Annotated in this window: 18 protein-coding genes and 2 pseudogenes; 8 read left to right on the top strand and 12 right to left on the bottom strand. The window is 53.5% G+C overall.

The window, feature by feature from the left end; genetic code table 11:
• The first annotated feature begins 5 nt into the window (after positions 1-5).
• Together Q5705_17935 and Q5705_17940 are read left to right on the top strand one after the other, a co-directional pair.
• Positions 6-1,541 (top strand): DHA2 family efflux MFS transporter permease subunit, encoded by a 1,536-nt coding sequence (locus Q5705_17935; GenBank protein WLI76442.1) that lies wholly within the window; start codon positions 6-8, stop codon positions 1,539-1,541.
• Positions 1,542-1,557: 16 nt separating this feature from the next.
• Entirely contained in the window at positions 1,558-2,793 is a 1,236-nt protein-coding gene (locus Q5705_17940) for an MFS transporter (GenBank protein WLI76443.1), read from the top strand.
• A gap of 395 nt (positions 2,794-3,188) precedes the next feature.
• On the opposite strand, the pseudogene Q5705_17945 reads toward Q5705_17940, so the two are convergent.
• Together Q5705_17945 and Q5705_17950 are read right to left on the bottom strand one after the other, a co-directional pair.
• Positions 3,189-3,323, bottom strand: a pseudogene (locus Q5705_17945) (DUF1348 family protein).
• A 23-nt stretch (positions 3,324-3,346) separates the two neighbouring features.
• Positions 3,347-5,740 (bottom strand): phosphoketolase family protein, encoded by a 2,394-nt coding sequence (locus tag Q5705_17950; GenBank protein ID WLI76444.1) that lies wholly within the window; start codon positions 5,738-5,740, stop codon positions 3,347-3,349.
• Positions 5,741-5,844: 104 nt separating this feature from the next.
• On the opposite strand from Q5705_17950, the gene Q5705_17955 reads away from it, so the two are divergent.
• Entirely contained in the window at positions 5,845-7,668 is a 1,824-nt protein-coding gene (locus Q5705_17955; protein ID WLI76445.1) for a glycoside hydrolase family 15 protein, read from the top strand.
• Between the two features lie 58 nt (positions 7,669-7,726).
• Positions 7,727-7,798 (top strand): annotated as a pseudogene (locus Q5705_17960) (biofilm development regulator YmgB/AriR family protein).
• A 59-nt stretch (positions 7,799-7,857) separates the two neighbouring features.
• Here the strand turns inward: Q5705_17960 and Q5705_17965 are convergent.
• Entirely contained in the window at positions 7,858-8,247 is a 390-nt protein-coding gene (locus Q5705_17965; protein ID WLI76446.1) for a VOC family protein, read from the bottom strand.
• Between the two features lie 23 nt (positions 8,248-8,270).
• Positions 8,271-8,669 (bottom strand): VOC family protein, encoded by a 399-nt coding sequence (locus Q5705_17970; GenBank protein WLI76447.1) that lies wholly within the window; start codon positions 8,667-8,669, stop codon positions 8,271-8,273.
• Between the two features lie 138 nt (positions 8,670-8,807).
• On the opposite strand from Q5705_17970, the gene Q5705_17975 reads away from it, so the two are divergent.
• The gene (locus Q5705_17975; GenBank protein WLI76448.1) at positions 8,808-9,686 is read left to right on the top strand and encodes an AraC family transcriptional regulator; all 879 of its coding nucleotides are present in this window, start codon (positions 8,808-8,810) and stop codon (positions 9,684-9,686) included.
• Between the two features lie 48 nt (positions 9,687-9,734).
• Complete coding sequence (locus Q5705_17980; GenBank protein ID WLI76449.1) at positions 9,735-10,043, top strand: monooxygenase; 309 nt, start codon at positions 9,735-9,737, stop codon at positions 10,041-10,043.
• A 53-nt stretch (positions 10,044-10,096) separates the two neighbouring features.
• On the opposite strand, the gene Q5705_17985 is transcribed toward Q5705_17980, so the two are convergent.
• On the bottom strand, positions 10,097-10,435 hold the full coding sequence (locus Q5705_17985; protein WLI76450.1) for a hypothetical protein: 339 nt from the start codon (positions 10,433-10,435) through the stop codon (positions 10,097-10,099).
• 311 nt (positions 10,436-10,746) lie between these two features.
• Here Q5705_17985 and Q5705_17990 point away from each other — a divergent pair, with 311 nt between their 5' ends.
• On the top strand, positions 10,747-12,441 hold the full coding sequence (locus Q5705_17990) for a hypothetical protein (GenBank protein ID WLI76451.1): 1,695 nt from the start codon (positions 10,747-10,749) through the stop codon (positions 12,439-12,441).
• A 49-nt stretch (positions 12,442-12,490) separates the two neighbouring features.
• Here the strand turns inward: Q5705_17990 and Q5705_17995 are convergent, their stop codons facing one another.
• The 5 genes from Q5705_17995 to Q5705_18015 all read right to left on the bottom strand — a co-directional run bounded on the left by Q5705_17995 (position 12,491) and on the right by Q5705_18015 (position 18,299).
• Positions 12,491-13,381: an oxidoreductase gene (locus tag Q5705_17995; protein ID WLI76452.1), complete on the bottom strand. Its 891-nt coding sequence runs from the start codon at positions 13,379-13,381 to the stop codon at positions 12,491-12,493.
• 20 nt (positions 13,382-13,401) lie between these two features.
• Positions 13,402-14,229 carry a DMT family transporter gene (locus tag Q5705_18000; GenBank protein WLI76453.1) on the bottom strand — a complete coding sequence of 276 codons (828 nt, stop codon included), beginning with the start codon at positions 14,227-14,229 and terminating at the stop codon, positions 13,402-13,404.
• A gap of 75 nt (positions 14,230-14,304) precedes the next feature.
• The gene (gcvA, locus tag Q5705_18005) at positions 14,305-15,210 is read right to left on the bottom strand and encodes a transcriptional regulator GcvA (GenBank protein WLI76454.1); all 906 of its coding nucleotides are present in this window, start codon (positions 15,208-15,210) and stop codon (positions 14,305-14,307) included.
• A 223-nt stretch (positions 15,211-15,433) separates the two neighbouring features.
• Positions 15,434-16,780, bottom strand: a complete 1,347-nt coding sequence (locus Q5705_18010) for an MFS transporter (GenBank protein ID WLI76455.1) — start codon at positions 16,778-16,780, stop codon at positions 15,434-15,436.
• 22 nt (positions 16,781-16,802) lie between these two features.
• On the bottom strand, positions 16,803-18,299 hold the full coding sequence (locus Q5705_18015; GenBank protein WLI76456.1) for a sulfatase-like hydrolase/transferase: 1,497 nt from the start codon (positions 18,297-18,299) through the stop codon (positions 16,803-16,805).
• 157 nt (positions 18,300-18,456) lie between these two features.
• Between Q5705_18015 and Q5705_18020 the strand changes: the two genes are divergently transcribed.
• Entirely contained in the window at positions 18,457-19,377 is a 921-nt protein-coding gene (locus Q5705_18020; GenBank protein WLI76457.1) for a LysR family transcriptional regulator, read from the top strand.
• 58 nt (positions 19,378-19,435) lie between these two features.
• Here Q5705_18020 and Q5705_18025 read toward each other — a convergent pair whose 3' ends face one another.
• Together Q5705_18025 and Q5705_18030 are read right to left on the bottom strand one after the other, a co-directional pair.
• A complete protein-coding gene (locus tag Q5705_18025; protein ID WLI76458.1) occupies positions 19,436-21,124 on the bottom strand; it encodes an arylsulfatase in 1,689 nt (562 codons plus the stop codon).
• Positions 21,125-21,316: 192 nt separating this feature from the next.
• Positions 21,317-22,714, bottom strand: a complete 1,398-nt coding sequence (locus tag Q5705_18030) for a hypothetical protein (GenBank protein ID WLI76459.1) — start codon at positions 22,712-22,714, stop codon at positions 21,317-21,319.
• Between the last annotated feature and the right edge of the window lie 247 nt (positions 22,715-22,961).

Raw genomic sequence — 22,961 nt, forward strand, 5'->3', positions numbered from 1 at the left:
ACGTGATGCAAGATAAATCGGTATTTACGCCGCCCAGCCTGCTGCTGGCGACGATTGCGCTGTCGCTGGCCACCTTTATGCAGGTGCTGGATACCACTATTGCTAACGTTGCCTTGCCGACGATTGCCGGGAATCTCGGCGTCAGTTCCGATCAGGGCACGTGGGTTATCACCTCGTTTGCGGTGTGTAACGCCATTGCGCTGCCGTTGACCGGCTGGTTTACCCGCCGGTTTGGTCAGCTCAAGCTATTTGTGGGCTCGGTGGCGCTGTTTACCCTGACCTCGTTTTTGTGCGGATTCGCCCACAGCATGACGGAATTGATTATTTTCCGCGCGCTACAGGGCTTTTTCGCCGGGCCGATGTTCCCGATGTGCCAGACGCTGCTGCTGGTGATTTTCCCCACCAGTAAGCGCAGTATGGCGCTGGCGCTGCTGTCGATGGTCACCGTGGTTGCGCCCATCGTCGGGCCGATTACCGGCGGCTGGATCACCGATAACTATTCGTGGCCGTGGATTTTTTACATCAACGTGCCGATCGGCATTTTCGCCGCCATTGTCGTCTGGACGCAGCTTCGCGCGCGCGAAGAAACCACCGTCGCATCGCCCATCGATTACATCGGCATTGCGCTGCTGGTGCTCGGCGTCGGCTTGCTGCAAGTGGTGCTGGATAAAGGCAACGATCTTGACTGGTTCGCCTCGACGGAAATTATCGTTATGTCGATTCTGTCGGCGATTGCGCTGGTGTCGTTTGTTATCTGGGAACTGGGCGAGCAGCACCCGATTGTCAATTTGCGGCTGTTTAAAGACCGCAACTTCGCCATCGGCACTGCGGCGCTAACGCTCGGTTACGCGGCATTTTTTGCCATCAACATTATTTTGCCACAGTGGCTACAAACCCAGATGGGTTACACCGCTATCTGGGCGGGGCTGGCGGCGGCACCGATGGGCTTTTTGCCGCTGCTGCTGACGCCGTTTATCGGCCGCTACGCCCACAAAGTGGATTTGCGCTTTCTGGCGATGACCTCGTTTCTGACGATGGGTGCGTCCTGCCTGATGCGCGCGCAATTTAATACCGATGTCGATTTTCGCACTATTGCCGAAGTGCAGATGTTTATGGGCATCGGCGTGGCGTTTTTCTTTATGCCGATAACCACCATCGTGCTGTCGAATCTGCACGGCCAGGCGGTGGCGGAAGGCTCCGGGCTGGCGACTTTTTTCCGCGTGTTGGGCGGTTCGTTTGCCTCCTCGCTGACCACCTGGATTTGGTCGCGGCGCGAGGTTTATCACCACGCAAACCTGACCGAAAGCGTCTCTGTCTGGAACCCGGCGGCAACGGATTATCTGCATAAAATGGGCGGCGTGACGCAACAGCACCTGGCGGCGGTGGATAAAACCATTGAACAGCAGGCTTATATGATGTCGACCATCGACTATTTCTGGTTGCTGGGCTGGGGCTTTATGGCATTGATGGTGGTGATTTGGTTTGCCCGACCGCCATTTGTGCGTTCCGGTGCGCCGGGCGCGCCGTCGGCGGGACATTAATAATAACGGAGAGACTATGGCACCTGTTTTACCCGGCAGTGATGGTCGTTTATTGCAGCACCGCTCGTTTGTCGCCTTTTGGCTGGCGCGAACCAGTTCCAGTTTTGGTTTCCAGATGCTTTCAATCATTGTCGGCTGGCAGATTTACTCCCAGACCCAGAGCGCGTTCTGGCTTGGCATGATTGGGCTGGTGCAGTTTGTTCCCTCGCTTACGCTGGCGCTACCCGCCGGGCATATTGCCGATCAGTTTGACCGCCGCCGCGTGGTGCTGCTGTCGCAAATTTGCGAGTGGGTGGCGATTGTGGCGCTGGCCTGGCTGACATGGCAGGGCGACGCCAGCGTGTGGGTGATCCTGGCGCTGATTTTTGTTATCTCCTGTGCGAAAACCATTGAGTCCCCGTCGATGATCTCAATGCTGCCCGCGCTGGTGCCGCTGCCGATCCTGCCGCGCGCCACCGCCGCCAATGCCGTTTCCGGCCAGGCGGCGCAAATCGTTGGCCCGGCGTTGGGCGGCTTTCTGTACGCGGCGGGCGCGGATGTGGTGTATAGCGTCACCGCCGCGCTCTATCTGGTGTCGCTGCTGCTGGTGGTGACTCTGCGCTATGAACAAGCACAGCCGAAACGCACGCCCGCCACGCTCTCATCCCTGTTCGCCGGGGTGGGGTTTATCCGTAACCGCCCGGATGTGCTGGGGGTTATCTCCCTTGATTTGTTCGCGGTGCTGCTGGGCGGCGCAACCGCCTTGCTGCCAATTTTTGCTCACGATGTGCTGCATACCGGGCCACTCGGCCTGGGTCTGCTGCGCAGTGCGCCCGCGGTTGGCGCGTTGCTGGTGGGGTTCTGGCTCAGCCACCGCGCACTGAAACGCAATGTCGGCATGATTATGTTTATGTCCGTCGCGGGGTTTGGCGTGGCAACGCTGATGTTTGCCTTTTCAAGCTGGATGTGGCTGTCGCTGCTGGCGCTGTTTGCGCTGGGCGGTTTCGACATGGTGAGCATGGTTATCCGCGGTTCGCTGGTGCAGCTCGATACGCCGGATGAGATGCGCGGGCGCGTCAATGCGGTGAACTCGATTTTTATCAACACCTCAAATCAGCTTGGCGAGTTTGAATCCGGTATGCTCGCCGCCTGGCTTGGCGCGGTGCCCGCCGCGGCGATTGGCGGTATCGGCACGTTGATTGTGGTGGCGTTGTGGATGAAGTGGTTCCCCGGTTTGCGCCACCGCCAGCGGTTAGAGAGCACGGTGGAGTAGGGTGCACTTAGTTTGCCGGATGGCGGCTTCGCCTGATCCGGCCTACGGGACTTTTAGCTACTCATTATCTATTCATCAGCGCAGATCTCACCGCGGGGTGTTGAGTCCCCGCCGAAATCGGCGAACCGAAGCGTGAATGACAAGGTCTGGACGCCAGGGATGGCGGCCAGAGGCGAACCGAGACAGGATGTCGAGTCGAGCCGACCGCAGTCAGGCACGCGGGAGGTGAGCGTAGTGCGAAGCACCGATTTCCCTGCGGGGCCGCGGGGATTGACAAGGGGAACGCGGTGTTCCCCTTGTCCCGTTCACCGCATGTAGATTTTCTGAAACTACTGAACGACTGGTGAACGGAATCATTCCTGAACCGTTACATATATGCCGTCGTGCTTGCGTTTATCCGGCGAATAGGCCAGCACCACTTTTGCCGGGTCGCGGCTGTTCCAGCCATCTTCCGCCAGGCGCACTTTCTCTGTCGCCGACTCGTGGGTAAAGGGCGGCAATGGTGGGCGGGGGGATATCTGTTCAGACATAGCACTCTCCATTTTTGAAGATATTATTCTGGCGCATTGCCTTCGCCCTGCGCCGATGGCCATTTCCAGCCGCGCACTTCGGGCAGGTCTTCACCATATTCGCGCACATAACGGTGGTGATCCGCAATTTTCTCTGCCAGTTCATCCAGCACCGCATCGGCTTTGCCCTGCAACGACGGGGTGCGCAAAATCGCTTCCTGCGCCAGGTGAAAACGGTCCAGCTCATTCATCACCGTCATATCAAACGGCGTGGTGGTGGTGCCTTCTTCCATAAAGCCGCGCACGTGGAAATTGCGGTGATTATTACGCGGGTACGTCAGGCGATGGATCAGGCTTGGGTAACCGTGGAAAGCAAAAATCACTGGCTTATCCGCGGTGAAAATGGCGTCGAAGGCGTCGTCGCTCAGCCCGTGCGGATGCTGGTCCTGAGTTTGCAGCGCCATCAAATCCACCACATTCACTACCTGGATACGCAGATCGGGGAAATACTCACGCAGCAGATCCACCGCCGCCAGGGTTTCCATCGTGGGGACGTCGCCTGCGCAGGCCATCACCACATCGGGCGATTCACCTTCCGCCACTGTGCCTGCCCAGTGCCAGACACCCATCCCGGCGGCGCAATGTTTAGCGGCGTCTTCCAGGTTGAGCCACTGCGGCGCAGGCTGTTTCCCGGCGACAATCACATTAATGCGATCCCAGGTTTTCAGACAGTGATCCGCCACGCACAGCAGCGTATTGGCATCGGGTGGCAGATAAACGCGCACAATATCGGCTTTCTTATTGACCACATGATCGATAAAACCCGGATCCTGATGGCTGTAACCGTTGTGATCCTGTCGCCAGACATGGGACGAGAGCAGGTAGTTAAGAGAAGAAATCGGTTCGCGCCACGCCAGCTTACGCGTCACTTTCAGCCACTTGGCGTGCTGATTGAACATCGAATCAACAATATGGATAAAGGCTTCGTAGCAGTTAAATAACCCGTGCCGCCCGGTCAGCAGGTAGCCCTCCAGCCAGCCCTGACACTGATGCTCACTTAAAATTTCCATCACCCGGCCATCGGCTGCCAGTTGTTCGTCATAGGGTTTTACCGGCTCCTGCCAGGTGCGATTCGTGACGTCGAACACTTTGCTAAGCCGGTTAGACGCCGTTTCATCCGGGCCGAAGAGGCGAAAGTTATCCGCATTGCGCTGGAAGATCCCAGCGAGATACGCGCCAAGTGCGGCGGTGGATTCTGCCTGCGTTTCGCCAGGCGAGGTGACATTCACGGCGTAATCTTCAACAGATGGGGTTTGCAGTTCCCGGCGCAGCCGACCACCGTTCGCCCACGGCGTGGCGCCCATGCGTTTATCCCCTTCAGGCGCCAGCGCGGCCAGTTCCGGGCGCAGGCGACCCTGCTCATCAAACAGATCGTCGGGCCGGTAGCTGCGCATCCACGTTTCAAGGATTTGGCGGTGGTCGTCATTGTCGCGACACGAAGAGACCGGCACCTGGTGCGCGCGCCAGAAATCCTCCACTTTTTTGCCATCCACCGTTTGCGGGCCGGTCCAGCCTTTGGGGCTACGCAGGATTATCATCGGCCAGCGCGGCAGTTGCGTAGGAGCCTCGCCGCTACGCGCCTGTTGCTGGTAGTCGCGGATGCTCTCCAGCGCCGTTTCCAGGGTTTGCGCCATTTGCCGGTGCATCTTTTCTGGCTCGTGGCCGCTGACCAGTAGCGGTTCATAACCGTAGCCGCGAAATAGCTGGAATAAGTCCTCGTCGCTGCTGCGCCCGAGTAGGGTCGGGTTGGCAATTTTGTAGCCATTAAGATGCAGGATCGGTAGCACCGCGCCGTCGCGGGCGGCGTTGAGGAATTTGATGCCGAACCAACTGGAGGCCAGCGGGCCGGTTTCGGCTTCGCCATCGCCAATCACGCAGGCGGCAATTAATGACGGGTTATCGAATACCGCGCCGAAGGCGTGCGATAAGGAATACCCAAGTTCACCGCCTTCGTTAATCGATCCTGGCGTTTCCGGTGCCGCGTGGCTGGGAATGCCGCCGGGGAAGGAGAACTGGCGAAACAGCTTTTTCATGCCCTCCGCGTCCTGGCTGATATCCGGGTAAATCTCGCTGTAGCTGCCCTCAAGCCAGGTATTCGCTACCATGCCTGGCCCGCCGTGACCTGGGCCGCAAATGTAGATCATGTCGAGATTACGTTTGCGAATCATCCGGTTGAGATGGGCATAAACAAAGTTCAGCCCCGGCGTGGTGCCCCAGTGGCCGAGCAGGCGCGGTTTAATATGCTCCGGCTTTAGCGGCTCGCGCAGCAGGGGGTTATCCATCAGGTAAATTTGCCCGACTGAGAGGTAGTTCGCCGCACGCCAGTAGCGATCGAGCGTGTGCAGTTCCTGGTCCGAGAGTGAAGCGTTTTGCGTCATGCCGTTCCCCATTGAGACAGTGAATGTTCCCTTAAGCCTGGCACAGATGCGCGAACGCTTTGTCTCGCCTACGCTTAAATCGTTACCGTTACGTAAGGATTGGGATGAAAACCGACAACCATGCAAACACCGTTATCGATAAACACGGGATTATTGGCAATCTTCACACCTGTGCGCTGGTGAGCGTTTGCGGGGCGATCGATTTTCTCTGCTGGCCCGACCTGGATAGCCCATCCATTTTTACCTCGCTGCTGGATGCAAAAAAGGGCGGGTATTTCTCCCTTGCGCCGGTGGGCGATGCGTGGCGCGCCGTTCAGCACTATCTGCCCGATACCAACATCCTGCAAACCCGCTGGTTGTCGAAAGAATCAATGGTGGAGCTGACGGATTTTATCGCCATCAATGAGGACGCCGAAGCCAACCCGGTTATCATCCGGCAGATCAAAATCATTTATGGCGCAGCGAAAATTAAGCTGCACTGCTCGCCCCGGTTTAACTACGCAAGCGAGACTCCGAAGGTAACGCAGGATAAAAAGATCTACTGCTTTAAGGGAAAGCGGGGCTTCAGCTTGTCGCTGGCATCGTCCGTGCCGCTGGTGGTGAAAGAAGGGCAACTCGACGGCGAATTTACGTTGTCGGAAGGCGAGAGCGCGGAGTTTGTGCTCGGCGATGCGAAGGTCAAACATGCCGCACTTTCCCATGTTGATGAGCAGTATCAGAAGACGCTAACCTTCTGGCAGCGCTGGGTGAGCCAGAGTAAATACCGTGGGCGCTGGCGCGAAGCGGTTACGCGCTCCTCGCTGGTGCTGAAGCTTTTGACCTCCCAACGCTATGGCTCGATTGCGGCGGCGGCGACATTTGGTTTACCGGAACTGCCGGGCGGCGAGCGTAACTGGGATTACCGTGCCACCTGGCTTCGCGATGCCTCGTTCAGTTGCTATGCGTTGATTCGCCTGGGCTATGTTGACGAAGCTAAAGCATTTGGCGCATGGATCGGCCGCTGTATGGAGAACAGCAAGTTCGATCCGAAAAAATTGCAGGTGATGTACCGGCTGGACAGCGAGACTGATTTAACCGAAGAGGCGTTGCCGCACCTGGCCGGGTATCTCAATTCAAGGCCGGTCAGAAAAGGCAACGAAGCCTATAAACAGCTTCAGCTTGATATCTATGGCGAACTGCTGGATGCGGTCTATCTGACCACTAAATATGGCGACAATATCTCGCACCGGGGCTGGGGGCATGTAGTACGGCTGGTGGATTATGTCTGTGATATCTGGGATTCGCCGGATGCCGGGATCTGGGAGATGCGCGGTGAACCGGCCAATTTTCTCTATTCGCGGCTGATGTGCTGGGTGGCGCTCGACCGTGCGCTGCGCCTGGGCGCGAAGCGTTCGCTGTCGATGCCGTTTGCCCGCTGGGAGGAGACGCGGCAGAAGATCCGCGACGATATCTGGAACAACTTCTGGAACGAGGAGCTGGGCCATTTTACCTCCACGCGCCACGGCAGCGATCTGGACGGCTCGATGCTGCTGATGCCGCTGTTTCGCTTTATCGGCGCGAAAGATCCCGACTGGTTAGCCACGCTGAAGGCCATTCGCAGTAAATTAATGCGCGACGGCATGGTGCGCCGTTATTTGCAGTCGGAAACGCCGTCGGATTCGCTGCACGGCGAGGAGGGCTATTTTGTGCCCTGTTCGTTCTGGTATGTAGAGTGCCTGGCGCGGGCCGATTTTGTCGATGAAGCCAGGATCGAGTTCGAAAAGCTGCTCCATTACGCCAACCATCTGGGGCTGTTTGCCGAGGAGTTTGACGAGCGCGGCTTTCCACTGGGTAACTTCCCGCAGGCGCTGTCACATCTGGCGTTAATCAGCGCAGCGTTTTATCTCGACAAAAAGATGTCCGGGAATCAACAAACCTGGCAGCCTTAAAGGCTGTCGTGAACGGCGATGGTGAAACCCTGTTCCCGCCAGTGGGGAAAACACTACGGACGTGGTGAAAAGCGATATTATCCGCCACACTCTGGAAATTGTTGTACATCACACCACTGATGATATTTAACCGGCCTTCAGACATGAAAATCCACGCTGCGACGTGGATTTTTTTGCGCATTATCATGCTTACATCTGGCAGACGACTTCCACGTTGTTTCCGTCAGGGTCAAAAACGTAAGCGGCATAATAAGCATCATGATAATGCCGACGGACACCGGGCGCGCCATTGTCTTTTCCTCCTGCCTGTAAGGCCGCTTGCCAGAATTGATTAACCTTCATTCTGTCTTCTGCCGTGAACGCCAGATGAACCGGTGCGCCGGGGATGTCATTATCATGCAGCCACAGGCGCGGGTAGCCTTCGGGGCCCAGGCCAAAACGTAAGCCTTCCGTACGGGTTTGCGCTGGGGTAAGCGCTAAAATAAGCTGGAATCCCAGGGGGGCAAGCGCCTGCTCGTAGAATTGCCGCGATGCTTCTGCATCGGTGACTGCAATTTCAATATGATCAATGACTGACATCGTTGTCTCCTGTCTGCTTATCTTCAGTGTTGCCAGCTTTTATAAACAAATTCGAGGCTGTAGCCGTCAGGATCGCGCACCTGGGCTGCGTAGTAGCGTGGGTCATAATGAAGTTGTGCGCCGGGCGGATGAATTTCTGCTGCCCCGGCAGCCAGTGCTGCGGCCCAGGCCTGGTCAACCTGCGCCTGTGAATCAGCAACAAAGCCAACATGCACGGCAGTAGGGGATGGCATGCCCTGTCGTAGCCAGAAAAAGATACGCCCCTTTGCGCCGAAGCCGTACAGATCCGGGTGACCCGACGGGCCCTCGTTACCGTCATAATCGTGGCGACGGTTAATACCCAGTGTCGGGAGTACCGTTTCGTAAAAGGCCACCGAACGCGCAATATCGCTGACGGTGATAAACAGATGATCCAGAGCCATAAAAAGTACCTCGCGAGTCAGTAATACTTTCAAAGCCTACGCAAAGCGGTGTTTCCGTGCTTATGCGATCCTCTCTAAAAGTTGCCCAATCCTGCTTTATTCTTGTCGCGAACCCGGGCGGCATGCTATTGATCGGCGATGGAAAAACACTTACTCGAACTGCGTGAACTGGCATCGGTCGCGGGCAATCAGCGTACTGAAACGGGCATTCCGCGTGTGGCTATGGTGCAGGGTGAAATCCCTGAGCATCGTCTATCTGCTGTTTATGAGCCGATGATCAATCTTATTTTGACCGGCTCGAAAAGCATGACGGTAGGGGACAGAACGTACCGCTACGATCCCGCGACCTATTTTGTGATGTCGGTGGATTTACCTGCCGTTGGTTCTGTTTACCCGGATGCGACGACCGGTGCGCCGTATCTGGCAGTTAGCCTGACGCCAGAGCCGGGCATCATTGCGGATTTACTGGTGGGGTTGCCTGATTCTGACTCCGGGGCTTTGTTTGATTCAGGGTTTGCGGTTGCGCCAGTCACCACCGAGTTGCTGGATGCCTGGGTACGTATGTTGCGCCTGATGCAGACGCCGGAGGCGATCCCCGCGCTGGCTCCGGCCTACGAGCGGGAGATACTGTACCGGGTGTTGCAGGGGCCGCTTGGCTGGATGCTGCGGGATATTGCGCGACCGGAATCGCATCTGTCGCGTATCTATTCAGTGATTAACTGGATAAAGCAAAACTATATGCAGGCTGTGCGCGTGGAAACGCTGGCTGAAATGGCGGCATTGAGCGTGTCGGCTTTTCATCGCCACTTTCTGGCGATCACCGCGCTTAGCCCCGTTCAGTACCAGAAGCGGATAAGGCTGATGCAGGCGCGTGAGAAACTGAGCACCACCCGCGCGAGTATCACCACTATTGCACTGTCGGTAGGCTATCAAAGCCACACGCAATTTAGCCGGGAGTATGCGCGGTTGTTCGGCTTACCGCCGTCGGTTGACAGACGACGCATACCGGAGCGATAAAAACGGCTAAAATAGCGCGCTTACCATCATCTATTCACGGAGGAAATTATGACGAATAAATTATTGCAGGTTCACTTCGAGTTTAACGGCCCGTTTGGCAGTGACATGTCTGAGCAGTTGGTTGAGCTGGCGGAATCAATCAACCGGGAACCGGGCTTTATCTGGAAAATCTGGACCGAAAATGCAACGTCCCACGAAGCGGGTAGCATTTATCTCTTCGATAGCGAAGAAAACGCGCAACGTTACCTGCAAAAGCACCGGGCACGGCTGCAAGAGTTTGGTGCGAAAAATGTCACGTGCAAACTTTTCGACATTAATACTGCACTCACGACACTCACTCACGGCCAGACTAACTAACCAACTACGCGCACGTTGCCTCACACCACGGGCAAGGTGCGCTTCACATCTCATCAGCGGTAATAGATTGAGATCCCCGCGATAAAGTCGGCGGGCGGTTCGAAATAGGTATCGAACGGCGCGTCATCAAAGTGTTCGTAACTTTCCGGTTCATCCAGCGGGCCGTTGTAGACCACAACCTCACCGAAACTGTCTGCGGTGATGCCGTTTACTACCGAGCCACGGCTGCTCATTTCATAGGATAAATTGAAGCCAATCGGATCGTCGTCAGGCATTGCATATGCGCCATAAACGGCGCTGAGGCTGGATGATGAGAACTCAACGCGTTCTCCCTCATAGGTGAATGACTCAGGAAGGGTGATGGTCATTGCACCTGCTGTGTATTTAATCATGTTTCACTCCGTTTTCTTTTTCTGAATGACGCTGCGGGCGCTAGCGTTGTGATGACGATATTTGCCTATCAAAGTTAAGTCAATTGGTTATTTTCAATTTGAAGTTGGTTAATTAAACCACGTTTGAATATCAAAATTTAAAATAGATAAGCAAAATAAATAATTTTACAGAACTTGTAGTGTTTTTTATTTAATGAGATATTCTCATTTCTATGAGGGAAGCGCTAACCAGGTTGCATGCAGTATGCTGCCAGGCTGTTTGGGTGGGAGCATGGCTTGCTGACAGCTGTATATAAAGAGGGGTAAGCAAAGTGGTTTCTGACGATGTCGATGCAATTGCTCAGGAAATGAGCAATCATCCACGCATTATTAATAAAAATCCGTTTGTACATTGCCTGGAAGCGGTCGGTTCTGAATGGTTACAGCTTCTGCTGGTGGTAGAGCGCATCAAACTTGATACCCAGGCGAATAAGAGGTTGGATGAAGTGGTGGCGATCGCCAAAGAGGTGCTGGCGCATCATCAAATCCAGGAAAACTATGGCTATAACCCAGGTGATTATGCCTTACGAAACGATACCGGCTGGAACCCGCAAGTTGACGAAAAGAGCAGGGCGTTAAATGCGGCTACCCCGCTGTTTGATACCCTCGATCAGGGTGGGAAGATCAACGCTTATTTCGCCGCCGTACATAAGACGGATTACGTTAGCTTCGTCCCGGATGCTGCGGAAAATGAATTTCTGACGATCGCCACAGAGGTGCTACCCGCGATACTGGATAGCCGAAATTTTTCCTGGGAAAATCTAAACGTCTGGCGATTAGGCTATCCGCATCACCTGCTAGTCAGAAGCATTGTCTTTAACGATAACCTGCTGCGCGCAATTGATGCGCTGCTCACCTTTGTTGAAAATGGCGTCTTGTTTGACGAATTGCGCAGGAAAACGATTCAGGCTTACGTCCAACGCAAAACATTTCAGGAAGGGCCGTTCTACAACCTCAATGGCAATTTTTTAGCTAACAGGGCAGATATTGTCGCCGAGGTGAATCATCAGATCCTTTTAGCCACGGCGCAGAAATGCCTCTTTCTGGCGCGCGCGATTCCCGTATCAATTGGGATACCAGCCGTTATTCTTGATCAACAGTTCAGAATGCATGTTTCCTCACCGGAAAATATCAAAACCCATTTTGGTCGAATCTGGGAGCAGGAGAAAGAGCGCAAAGTCGTCACCATACAAATGGATGTTGAAGATTTTACCTGGGCCATTAATAACGAATCCAGCGGCGAACTTTACCGCCAGTTAAATGAAATGCTGTTCGCCGCTATTCGCCCTGAAGTAAAAAATTCTCACGGGAAGTACAGTGATATCGATTTGCCCGCATGGTTGTATCAGGCCATCTGGAAATATAAAGGCTGGGTGGAGCAGAGTTCGCACATCATGCTGCTTGGCAACAAAGAGGATTATCTGGCCGCACGCATTATATTGCGTGGCGTGAAGTTCTCACATTGGGACTGGAATCACCGGACTCCGGGCAAGGTCTCCATCGAAAAGAAACTTGCGCAATATAAAACCGGGGGTGAAAGCGAATCGACGATTAAACAGTCCTATGAGAAAGTTCGCGGTTACGCGAAGAATAAAATCACCGGGCTGATTATTAACCAGCTTGAGGAACGCCTGAATATGAATAATCGGCTGGCAGAGGGGATGCAGGCTCCGCTTAATCATCGTGTCATTGATAAGTGCTTACGCTTTCGCAACGTGCTTGCGCGTTATTTCCCTCGGGATATTTTCAACCAACAGGGGCTGTGCTGGGTTATTGATGGCGCAGAGAAGTTAGCGGAAAAATTAAACAGCAGTGACGCCTCTGATGCGCTGTTGCGACATCAACTTTATGCCTGTTTTGCGCTTGATGACCGCGCGCGCGCAATGTTGTCGGCAGGCGATGAACCCCTGGATAGAGTCGAGATTCGCGAACTGCGAACACTGATGAAACAGCCGCTTTTATCCTGACTGAGCCAAAAAAATCCACGCCCAGGCGTGGATTTTTGTTGAGCGCAAATTAACCCGGCCCCTCACTTCCTGCCGCCAGCAGCGGAACTACTACGTCGCTGATGGGTACGGGAATACCGTGAGCGCGACCATATCTTTGTATTACGCCGTTGCGGATATCCCACTCCAGCGGGCGGTTGGCCTGCCGGTCGGCGAGAATTGACGTGCCTAAATCCGCCGGGGCACGCTGAAAATTATCGACAATCTTCTGCAAAACCTGGTCACTCAGAACAGCACCTTCCGCCCGCGCGACCGCCAGACATTCGCGCAGATACGCCAGTGCCAGTTCAGTAATATCACGGCGCGAGAACATCCCGGCCCGGCGATTTGCCAGCACCATCAGCCCCGCGACCGCATTTTGCAGCAGTTTGCGCCATGCTATCGAGACAAAATCGGATGCCAACTCAACCGCGCAGCGCGTACCGCTGAGCGCATCGACAACGCTTTTTGCCTGGGGCACATCTGGCAGCGTCAGGCGCGGTTTCGCGCGTAGCCAGACAGAGGCATCCGGCTCGCGTTGTGCCGGAAACCAGACGACCGAAGGCAGCACCGTTGCGCCATTAACGAAAGGCGCGAGCTGGGCTTTCTGCTCAACGCCGTTTTGCAGGGCACATACGACGGTGTTTTCATCGCACAATGCCTTCAGCCAACCGGCGCTGTCAGCCACCTGTGTGGTTTTCACCGCGACAAATACCAGCCCGAACGGGTGACTGACCGCCGTCGGATCGCGCAATACCGGACCCGGCACCACAACTTCACCCTCATCGTGACGCAAAATTAACTGCGAATGCCCGGTGCGCCCGCAAAGCAGCGGTGTGCGGTCAACTTCATGCAGTGCCGCGGCGATGGTCGTACCGATAGCTCCCGGCCCAATCAACGCCATCGTCGGATGGTCAGACATTGTGAGTTCTCCTGATGTGATTAACCGATAATCAGTGTGCCGGTGACAATCACCGCGCACGCCAGCATTTTTCTTAGCGTTAACGTTTCGCCGAGAAAGAGATAACCCAGTACTGCGGCAAACAGCACGCTGGTTTCGCGAAGCGCAGAGACGGCGCCCATCGGTGCCGCTGCCATGGCGTAAATAATAATGCCGTAAGCCAGCAGCGAAACCAGACCGCCAGCCGCAGCACTCAATAAACCCGGCCGCCAGCGCAGTAAACTTTGGCTGTCGCGCAGCGTGATATAGAGCGCGGGCATCAGTACTCCCCATAATGCACTCATCCACACGGTATAGGAGAGCGCATTGCCTGAGAGGCGGACACCCATACCATCTACCACGCTATACGCGGCGATAAAAGCCCCGGTCGCGAGGGAGTATTTCAGCCCCGGCATTGCCAGCCTGCGGCGTCTCAATGCAAGCATCAGAATGCCGACAGAAATGAGCAGGATGCCGCCAAGCGTGGTGAGTGCCATTTTTTCCCCGGCAAACAGTGCCGCCGCACAGGTAACCAGTAACGGCGAAGAACCGCGCGCAATCGGGTAGGTTTGGCTGAGATCGCCGCTCTGGTAACTGCGTATCAGACACAGGTTATACCCGACATGCAGCAGGGCCGATAACAGCGCGTACTTCCAGCTTGCGATGGCCGGTTGCGGCAGAAACAGCGCGATAACGACGCTGGTCAGGGCGATCGTTACGCACATGATGGTCATCGACCACAACCGGTCAGTGCCGCCGCGTAATAACGCATTCCAGCTGGCATGCAGCAGGGCGGCAAATAATGTAAGCAAAATAATGGGTTCGGACATGGGATGATGCTAAACAGCATGCGTCCGGATGAAAAGCGAAGTCTCGTCATTGCGCCATGAACAAATCCTCATGCATTACCGGTAGCTGAGCTGGGCTTGCTGTGACTCTGCCAGCAGCCAGCGGCGGAATTTCACGATATGCGACTGCGTTTCGATGCCTTGCGGGCAGACGAAATAATAGGCGGCGGGTGAGGGAAAAGGGACGTCAAAGAGGCGCACCAGGCTGCCGTCGCCGATCTCTTTTTCAACGTGACCGCTGCGCGCAAGTGCAATGCCCTGACCCAGAAGCGCGGCTTCAATCGTCATATTGGTGTCAGCGAAGCGGACGCTCTCATGCAGCACATCAATATTTACGCCGTTCTGCTTAAACCAGGCGTCCCATTTGGGTACCAGATCGGCACCATCACGCGTGAGCAGCGGATAGCGCAGCAGCTCGGCAGGTTCAGAAGGCGTGCCAAAACGCTGAAGCAGCGCCGGGCTGGCCACCGGAAATAACTGCTCGCGAAACATAAACTCCGTGAATAGCGCGGGATAATTACCGTGACCGAAACGGATCGCCACATCGGAATCTGTGCCGGCGAAGTTGATGGCTTGATCGGTACTTTCGAGGCTCACCAGAATATCCGGGTGTAAACGCGCTAAACCCGGCAGGCGCGGCAGAAGCCACTTCAGCGCAAACGAATAGGTGGTGTTTACACGCAATCGAACCCGGCCATTTTGTTCCCGCAGATCGCCAAGTGTGGTTTCCAGTTTGCTAAAGAACTCGCGTACCAGCGGCGCGAGCGCGGCACCGGCAGGCGTCAGGCTGAGGGTTTTACCGCGCTGAAAAAGTTGCAGGCCCCAGATTTCCTCCAGGTTTTTTAGCTGATGACTGACCGCGCTTTGCGTAATAAAGAGCTCTGCGGCGGCGGAAGTAAACGTGGTGTGGCGAGTGGCGACTTCAAACGCCCGCAGCGTGGCGGTAGGGGGAAGGTCACGCATTATTCTGTTCCTGTTAATGAGCTAATACTCATGACACAGTATGTCGAATTGAATGTGAAAGACAGAGTGACAGAGAAAGAAGTACGGTGGGAAAGAGCCCTGCGGGTCTATGAAAAGAAAAATCCACGCCGCGGCGTGGATTTTTGTGAAGCGAAAAGGGCAACCAGACGTTGAACAGGACGTTCATCACATTGCCATTTTTAACGAGTTCCACGGGTTGCTTTTATGATTTGGCTTGTGGTTTGCGCAACCCTGTTTTCGCTGCAAACAACAGCAGAGTGATCAGACTTACGGTCAGCATGACAATATTCACCAGTAAACCCATGCCGAAATCGCCGGTCAGATCTTTCACGTACCCCATTGCTGTTGGGCCAAAAAAACCGCCCAGGTTACCGATGGAGTTAATCACAGCGATGCCGCCAGCCGCGGCTGATCCCACCATAAACTGTGGCGGGAGCGTCCAGAAAACCGGTAAAACGGCAAACAGACCTGCCGATGCCATGGTCAATCCGAGCACATTCAACAATGCGCCTTTACTGAATGCGGTCAACGCTATTCCAGCGATGGCTAACACCAGCGGTACCACGGTATGGAACACGCGCTCATTACGACGATCGGATCGCTTTCCCCACCACAACAGGGCAATAACGGCGGCAATATAAGGAATGACTGACAGAAAACCGGTCGCAATAAATGAAAAACCTGCGCTTTTAATGAGCTGCGGAAGCCAGAAGTTGACTGTCGCATTAGTCATGGAAATCCCGAGGAAGATGAGCGCAAGGCTAAGCACCAGAGGATGGAAAAAAATACGAGAAACTTCAACGCTGGATGTATGCTGCCGCTGCGTTAAATCTTCATTCAAAACGTTGCGGGCAGTCTGTTTTTCCTGATCGGAAAGCCATTTAACATCCTCAACTTTTTCCGGCAGTCGCAGCCAGACAATGATACCCAGAATCACAGCCGGAACGGCCTCAATAACAAACAGCCATTGCCATCCTTGCAGACCGCTATGCGCACCGGTGGAAAGAATGAGCCCGGAAACCGGCCCGCCGATAATTGTCGCCAGCGGATTGGACAGTAATAAAAAGCCGACAATTTGCGCGCGCCGTTTGTTCGGAAACCATTGTGTTAAGTAATAAAGAATGCCCGGATAAAAACCCGCTTCAGCAGCGCCTAACAAAAAACGTAGGGCAAGAAAGGATTTCGCATCCCAGACAAATGCCGTACAGGCGGATAAAAGCCCCCAGGTGATCATAATCCGGGCAATCCAGCGTCGGGCACCCACGCGGGCTAACATCAAATTACTGGGCACTTCAAAAATAAAATAACTAATAAAAAATATGCCGCTCCCCAGGCCGAATGCGGTAGCGGACAGACCGATATCTTCACGCATTGTTAATGCTGCGAAGCCCACATTCACCCGGTCGAGAAAAGCCGCAAAATAGCAAAGCACCAAAAATGGTAATAATCGCCAGGCGATTTTATTAAATGTTTTTTGCGTCGTTTCGCTCTCTTGAAGCGGAACATACGCCGATTTACTTGTAGATGTAACGGAGGAATTTTGTGACATTTGTCTCTGCCTTTTTATAATTTTAGAAACCTACCACTTGCCCCGGATCGGCCGAGGTTGCCAGTGGCGGGAAGTGAATGCCGCGCTGACCTGAAAGCCCACGATTAACAGGCAGGACAAATTCAGGCGGTTCGCAGCCTGTGAAGGTGCCGTTATTAACCCACGCCAGATCGCTGCCGTAGAGTTCTTGTAATAGTTGTTGTTTCAATGAGCCGATGACATCGTGCATAGCCTCATGCCGGGAGAGATCGTGTTGTTCGCCCGGATCGCTCTCTAAATCAAACAGTTGGAAATGGTTTCCCGCCGGATACCAGAGAAGTTTAAAGCGCCCGTCGGTAAGCATTCGGCTGGCGAGCGGGCCTTCAAGGCTCTCGCCGTAAAACGTGCTGCGCTGCCGTTCGCCGGTCATCGATATGCCATCGCAACTTTCCGGTACGGGGATATCACACAGCGTGAGCAACGTTGGCATGATGTCCTGGAGCCCTACCAGGCGCTTGTCACAGCGGCCGGGCTGAATGCGGTTCGAACCTGCCCGATCCACAACAATCATCGGTATTTGTGCTGAACCCTGGTAAAAATAGCGTTTGGCGTACATGCCATGGTCGCCGAGCATATCCCCGTGGTCGCTGGTGAAGACAATGATGGTGTCATCCAGGATGCCTTCTTCCCGCAACGAGCCTATCAGCAGGCGGATTTGGTGATCGATATGGGTGCATTGCGCGTAAAAGGCGCGTCGCATATCGTCGTACTGCTCTGGCGGTAGCGGCGGTTTGAGTTGTTGATTCATGGCGAGCGCATAGGGAAGGTCTGCCGCTCGTGACCATTCACTTTGTTGTGGGCCATCAATATTACGCAGGCGATAACGATCGAAATAACTGCTCAGCGGGACAATGGGCGGGTGAGGATGAGTATAGGAAACGTACCAAAAGGCGGGACGCGTCGGGTCACGGCGGCGGATATTCTTCGCTGCCGTTTGTGTTACCCAGTTGGTCACGTGCAGCTTCTCGTCCAGGTGCCATGTCCGCCAGCTATATTCGTTATTGCTCATGCCATGCATAAATTGCTGACCGGCAACGCCATTTTCCGCGAGGAAAATTTCGTAATCATCCACGCCGCCCAGATGGCTGCGTCCCTCTTCAGCGATAAAGGCCTCTTCAAAACCGATACGATCGCGTGTGGGGTAAACGTGTAATTTCCCGGTGGCTGACGTTTGATAACCGGCACGGGCAAATGTACCTGCCAGCGTTGGCATATCCGGCATTGGCAGCGCAGGCTGAAAGATTCGATCGCCATGTTTTCGCGATGTTGTACCGGTCATGATCGTCCTGCGCGCAGGGATACAAATCGGGCAAGGTGACCAGGCATTTGGAAAATGGACCCCCGAACGAGCCAGATTGTCGATAGTCGGTGTTTCAATAAAGCGATTACCGGCAAAACCAAACAGGTGGCCTGGCCATTGATCCACGGTGATAAACAGGACGTGGGGGCGTTTTGTTAACGTTGAATTATTGCTGTTCATTTTTTAGCTCTTTCAATGAGTTATGGCGTTTTTCTGCCGGGACAAGAAAAGCTTTCCCTGGTGGAATCATTGTCATTAAAAAGAATATGTAATAAAAAATGAGCTACAAATTAGATTTCCTAATTTGTTATCTTCTAATTACATCCAGGTCACAGTTATGGATCAAAAAAGCTTGATGTCGTTTGTCGTGCTGGCCGAGGAGTTGCAATTCATCCGCGCGGCAAAGCGACTGAATGTCACGCAATCAGCGTTAAGCCAGTTAATCGCTCGCCTTGAAAAAGAGCTGGGCGTGGAGCTTTTTGAGCGCACCAAACGTAGTGTTCGCTTGTCACAATGCGGACATGTTTTTTTACCCGAAGCGCGAAAAGTCATTGAGGATATTGATAAAGCCGCAGAAACGGCGCGCCGCGCCGCCAGGGGACAAGTGGGTAAAATTGCTGTCGCCTATGTTGATGCTGCCCCCTTCAGCCTGCTTTCGCCGGTGATTATGCAATTTCGTAAAGCCTGGCCGGATGTCGAAATGGTATTGCATGAAATGACGTCAGCAGATCAATTCGACGCGTTGCAACATGATCACATCGACATCGGCTTGTTGCGACCGTTATACCAGGCGGAGTGGATGCGAAGCGCGACGTTGCTGGAAGAGCCTTACGTGGTGGCGATGCATAAAGAGCATGAGCTTGCCGCGCTGGAGGCGGTGCACATTCGCGCACTTATCAGGGAGAAATTTCTCTTTACCTCCAAAGAGAAAGCGAAATACATCTACAGCAACTGGGACGCCATATTTTCTCGCCATGGGATGTTACCGATAGTGGTTCAGGAGGTGAATCAACTCCACGCGCTGTTAAGCCTGGTTGGGGCGGGTATGGGAATGGCGTTTCTGCCGCTGTCGGTGGCGCAGAATAACAATCATGGTGTTGTCTACCGACCCATTACTGGCATTGATACACCTTGCGCGCAACTGAATATCGCCTGGCGTGATGGAACCCATAACGCGCTCATCAGTAATTTCGTTCATACTGCGAAGCAGGTAAGTGCAAGGGTGAAAAGGGATAAAAACGTCCTGGCGGCGCATTAAGAGCACGCAGAAGAAAAGAGGCCAGAGTCTGGCCTCTTGTATGAGTGTCTCAGCGTTATTATTGTGCGGAGATCCCATCTTCCATACGGTTGAACTTGTAGAAGAACGGAACGGGGTCGACAACCGGTGGATTACTGTATTTTTGCGCTTCCTGCTGCCAAAGGTTTTTCAACTCTGCCAGTTTTTCCGGATATTTCGCCGCCAGATCGGTTGATTCCGAATAATCATTGGCGGTGTTAAACAGCTGCCATTGGTCGTTTGCGTAGTCCGTGCCAATCCGGTGCATAGCCACTGCACGCCAGTCACCTTTGGTAATTGCCCTTTGACCACGCAGTTCAAAGTACTGCACATCGCGGGTTTTGGCCGTATCTGAATTTAATGTTGGCAGGAATGATTTGCCCGCGACCGGAATTTGTTTTACGCCGTCAACGACGTCAGCAAATTTTGTCCCGGCTGCATCCAGAATGGTGGGGGCCAGGTCAATAACGCTGACGTACTGGTGGCGAATGACGCCTGGTTTCTGAATCTGTTTAGGCCAGGAGACAATCAGCGGCGTGCGGATCCCGCCTAAATAGGGCCACAACTTATAGCGACGGAAAGGCGTGCTGCCTGCATAAGCCCACGGGCGCTGATAGAGCATATCTGTATTCGGGCCACCGGCCTCATCCAGATGGGCATCCATTTCCGCGACAGTGGTGTTATCCATATAGGCACGACGGAAACCACCGTTCGGGCCACCTTCGGAAGCTGCGCCGTTATCGGTAATAAACATGACCACGGTGTTATCAAACTGATTGGTGGATTTCAGATACTGAACCAGCCGGCCAATTTGCTCATCCGTGTGAGTAATAAAACCTGCGTATGTTTCCATAAAGCGACTGAAAACGCGTTTATGTTGTTCATCCAGCGAATCCCAGGCCGCATCACCTTTCTCACGCGGCGGGAGAACAGTATTTGCCGGTATAACGCCCAGTTTTTTCTGGCGTTCAAAACGTTCGAGGCGCAGTTTATCCCAGCCCTGGCTGTACTTGCCTTTGTAGGCATCAATATAAGATTGCGGTACTTGCAACGGTGAGTGTGCAGCCCCAAAAGCGAGATAGACAAATTTTGGCTTATCCGACTTTTCTTTGAAGGCACCGATAGCGTGATCGACCAGATCAACAGAGAGGTGATAGCCCGGTTTGTCCGGTTTGGGGAGTTCTTTATTATTTTCCACTAAATCAGGGTGATATTGCGGTGAATGACCACTCAGGAAGCCGTAGTAGTAATCAAATCCTTTCTGTCTCGGCCAGAATTTTTGGTTACGTTCAGGCGCATCTTTGTATTCAGGTGCGATATGCCATTTTCCCAGCGCATAGGTTGAGTAGCCCGCCTGGTGCAGGGCCTGGGCCATGGTTTGCGCATTCATTGGCATTTCACCGCTGTTGGCTGGGCCTGCTCCCAGCGGCGTTTCCGGCGCAGGTGCATTCGTGCCTTTCGGCGGCAACTCTTCCATATTGACAGTCTGATTGTTGCGTCCGGTCATCAACGCAGCACGCGTCGGCGCGCACATGGAACTGGTATCGAACCGGTTATAGCGCAGTCCCGAATACGCCAGCAAATCGATATTAGGCGTTTTAATCTCAGAGCCAAATGCGCCGATGTCCCCAAACCCCATGTCATCAAGCACAATCATCACGACGTTGGGTTGTTGCTTCGTTTTCTCTGCGGTGGGCTGGGTCTGTCCGGCGGCCGTGAAGGACGCCATCAGCATACCTGCCATAGCGGTGCCCGTAGCCAGAATGCTGAGTAACTTTTTCCGCGAGGGAAAAAGGGGGCTATTACTTTGTTGAACGTCATTGTTCTGGTGTGAAGCGGCAAAAATTTCCTGCCTGTCTTTATAAAGCGATGTAACGAGCGTTCTCATTGCGTGATTCCTTATTAATAAAAGGTATCGGGTTTAAAAATCCCACTGGAATTCAATACGGGTAATATCGTCGGCTTTCTCTTCCCAGGTATAAGACAGCCATGCGCGCAGGTTAGGCGAGCCAAACCAATATTCCAGCTGCGGGGTAATGCCAGTGCCGCCAAATTCGTCGTAAGTGTTGTAGAGGATATAACTGAACCCGGAGGCTTTTTCAGGGAACATTTGCGCGCCAACCGTTGCTGAATAACCGAGGCCGCCTTTTGCCCAGCCGCGTTTTTTAATCAGCGCTTTGGACTCGCTGTTATCGCGTTTTGAATAAGCAGTCTGACCAACAAGACGATATTGTTTCCCGATATTGGCATACCCCGCCAGCGCCCAGGTATAAAGCGAGGTGCTGTCGCGCGCATATTTTGAATCGGCATTTTTAGTAGTCTGACCAACAAGACGATATTGTTTCCCGATATTGGCATACCCCGCCAGCGCCCAGGTATAAAGCGAGGTGCTGTCGCGCGCATATTTTGAATCGGCATTTTTAGTGTCGCCACGTTGTGTTGCGGCGATATCGACGTTACCCACGATACTGGTGCTGCCAACCGTGACAGAAGGTTGGCCGTTATGCATTGAGGCGTATACGCCATAATCACCTGGACGGAAACTGTAGAGATCATCCGTTTGATAACCGATATCGACGCCAAAGATTTTGGATGTGCGATCGTAGCTGCCTGCGAGGAAGAGATTGTCAGGAAATTGTTTCTTATAAAGAAACTTGCCCGCGTTTTTTACACCTGCATCGGCCTGGGTATCCAGTAATCCCTGCGAACCCATATCGACCGCAAAGAAGCTCCATGTCGCGGTATGTTTACCGTACATAAACGCCCCAAGATCGTCATGGGAGATACCTACCCGGAATTGTTCCCATTTGACGGTATCATCAAAATCATTAAATTCGTTGATGGTTTCTCCATGCAGACGGCTATAGTTTTCCTGTCCCCGCATCCAGAAATCACCTACCAGCGCCGTTTTATCCGCAAAGTATGTTTTTCCCCGAAGTCGGCCATTCAATTGAAGATATTCAGCATTACGGGCATTTTCATTCGTGTATGAACCCTTGACGCGAAATGTCGCATACCAGCGAGAGTCTTTCGACAGGTCGGTCAACGCAGGGACAGTGCTCCCTTTATTCGCGGAAAGGTAATTTTCTACTACATCGTCACGTTTGCTGGATGTATTTTCTTCAGCGTATACCGAACCAGCAAAGAGTGTTGAGGCAATCAGTAAAGAGAGAAAAGTACGTGTTGTTTTTATGTTCATCATAGTTAGCCAGAGTTCTTGTCTTCCGGGAGCAATAAATGCGTCGGCCGGTTGAACAATAATTATAAAACAGTGCGTGACAGAGTTTGACGTATTAAAACGCCATTGCCTGTGCGCCATTCAAATTAACCAAAGCGGAATCATCCTTAATGTCTGTAATAAAATACTGCGACGTTAGTTGTTCGATATCGTTAATATTTTTCTCCTCTGGTACTGGGCGTGTAACTAATGGGCAAAAAAAAACCTAAATCGGGAGAGATAAACAACATCTTCACCGATTTAGGTTTTGCCTGTTAAGAACAGTAACAATCCTTAATCTGATGCACTTATAAAATTAACAGATCGTGTTAGCAAGCTCTTTTTAGCG

Source organism: Kosakonia sp. H02, assembly GCA_030704225.1.
GTDB lineage: Bacteria > Pseudomonadota > Gammaproteobacteria > Enterobacterales > Enterobacteriaceae > Kosakonia.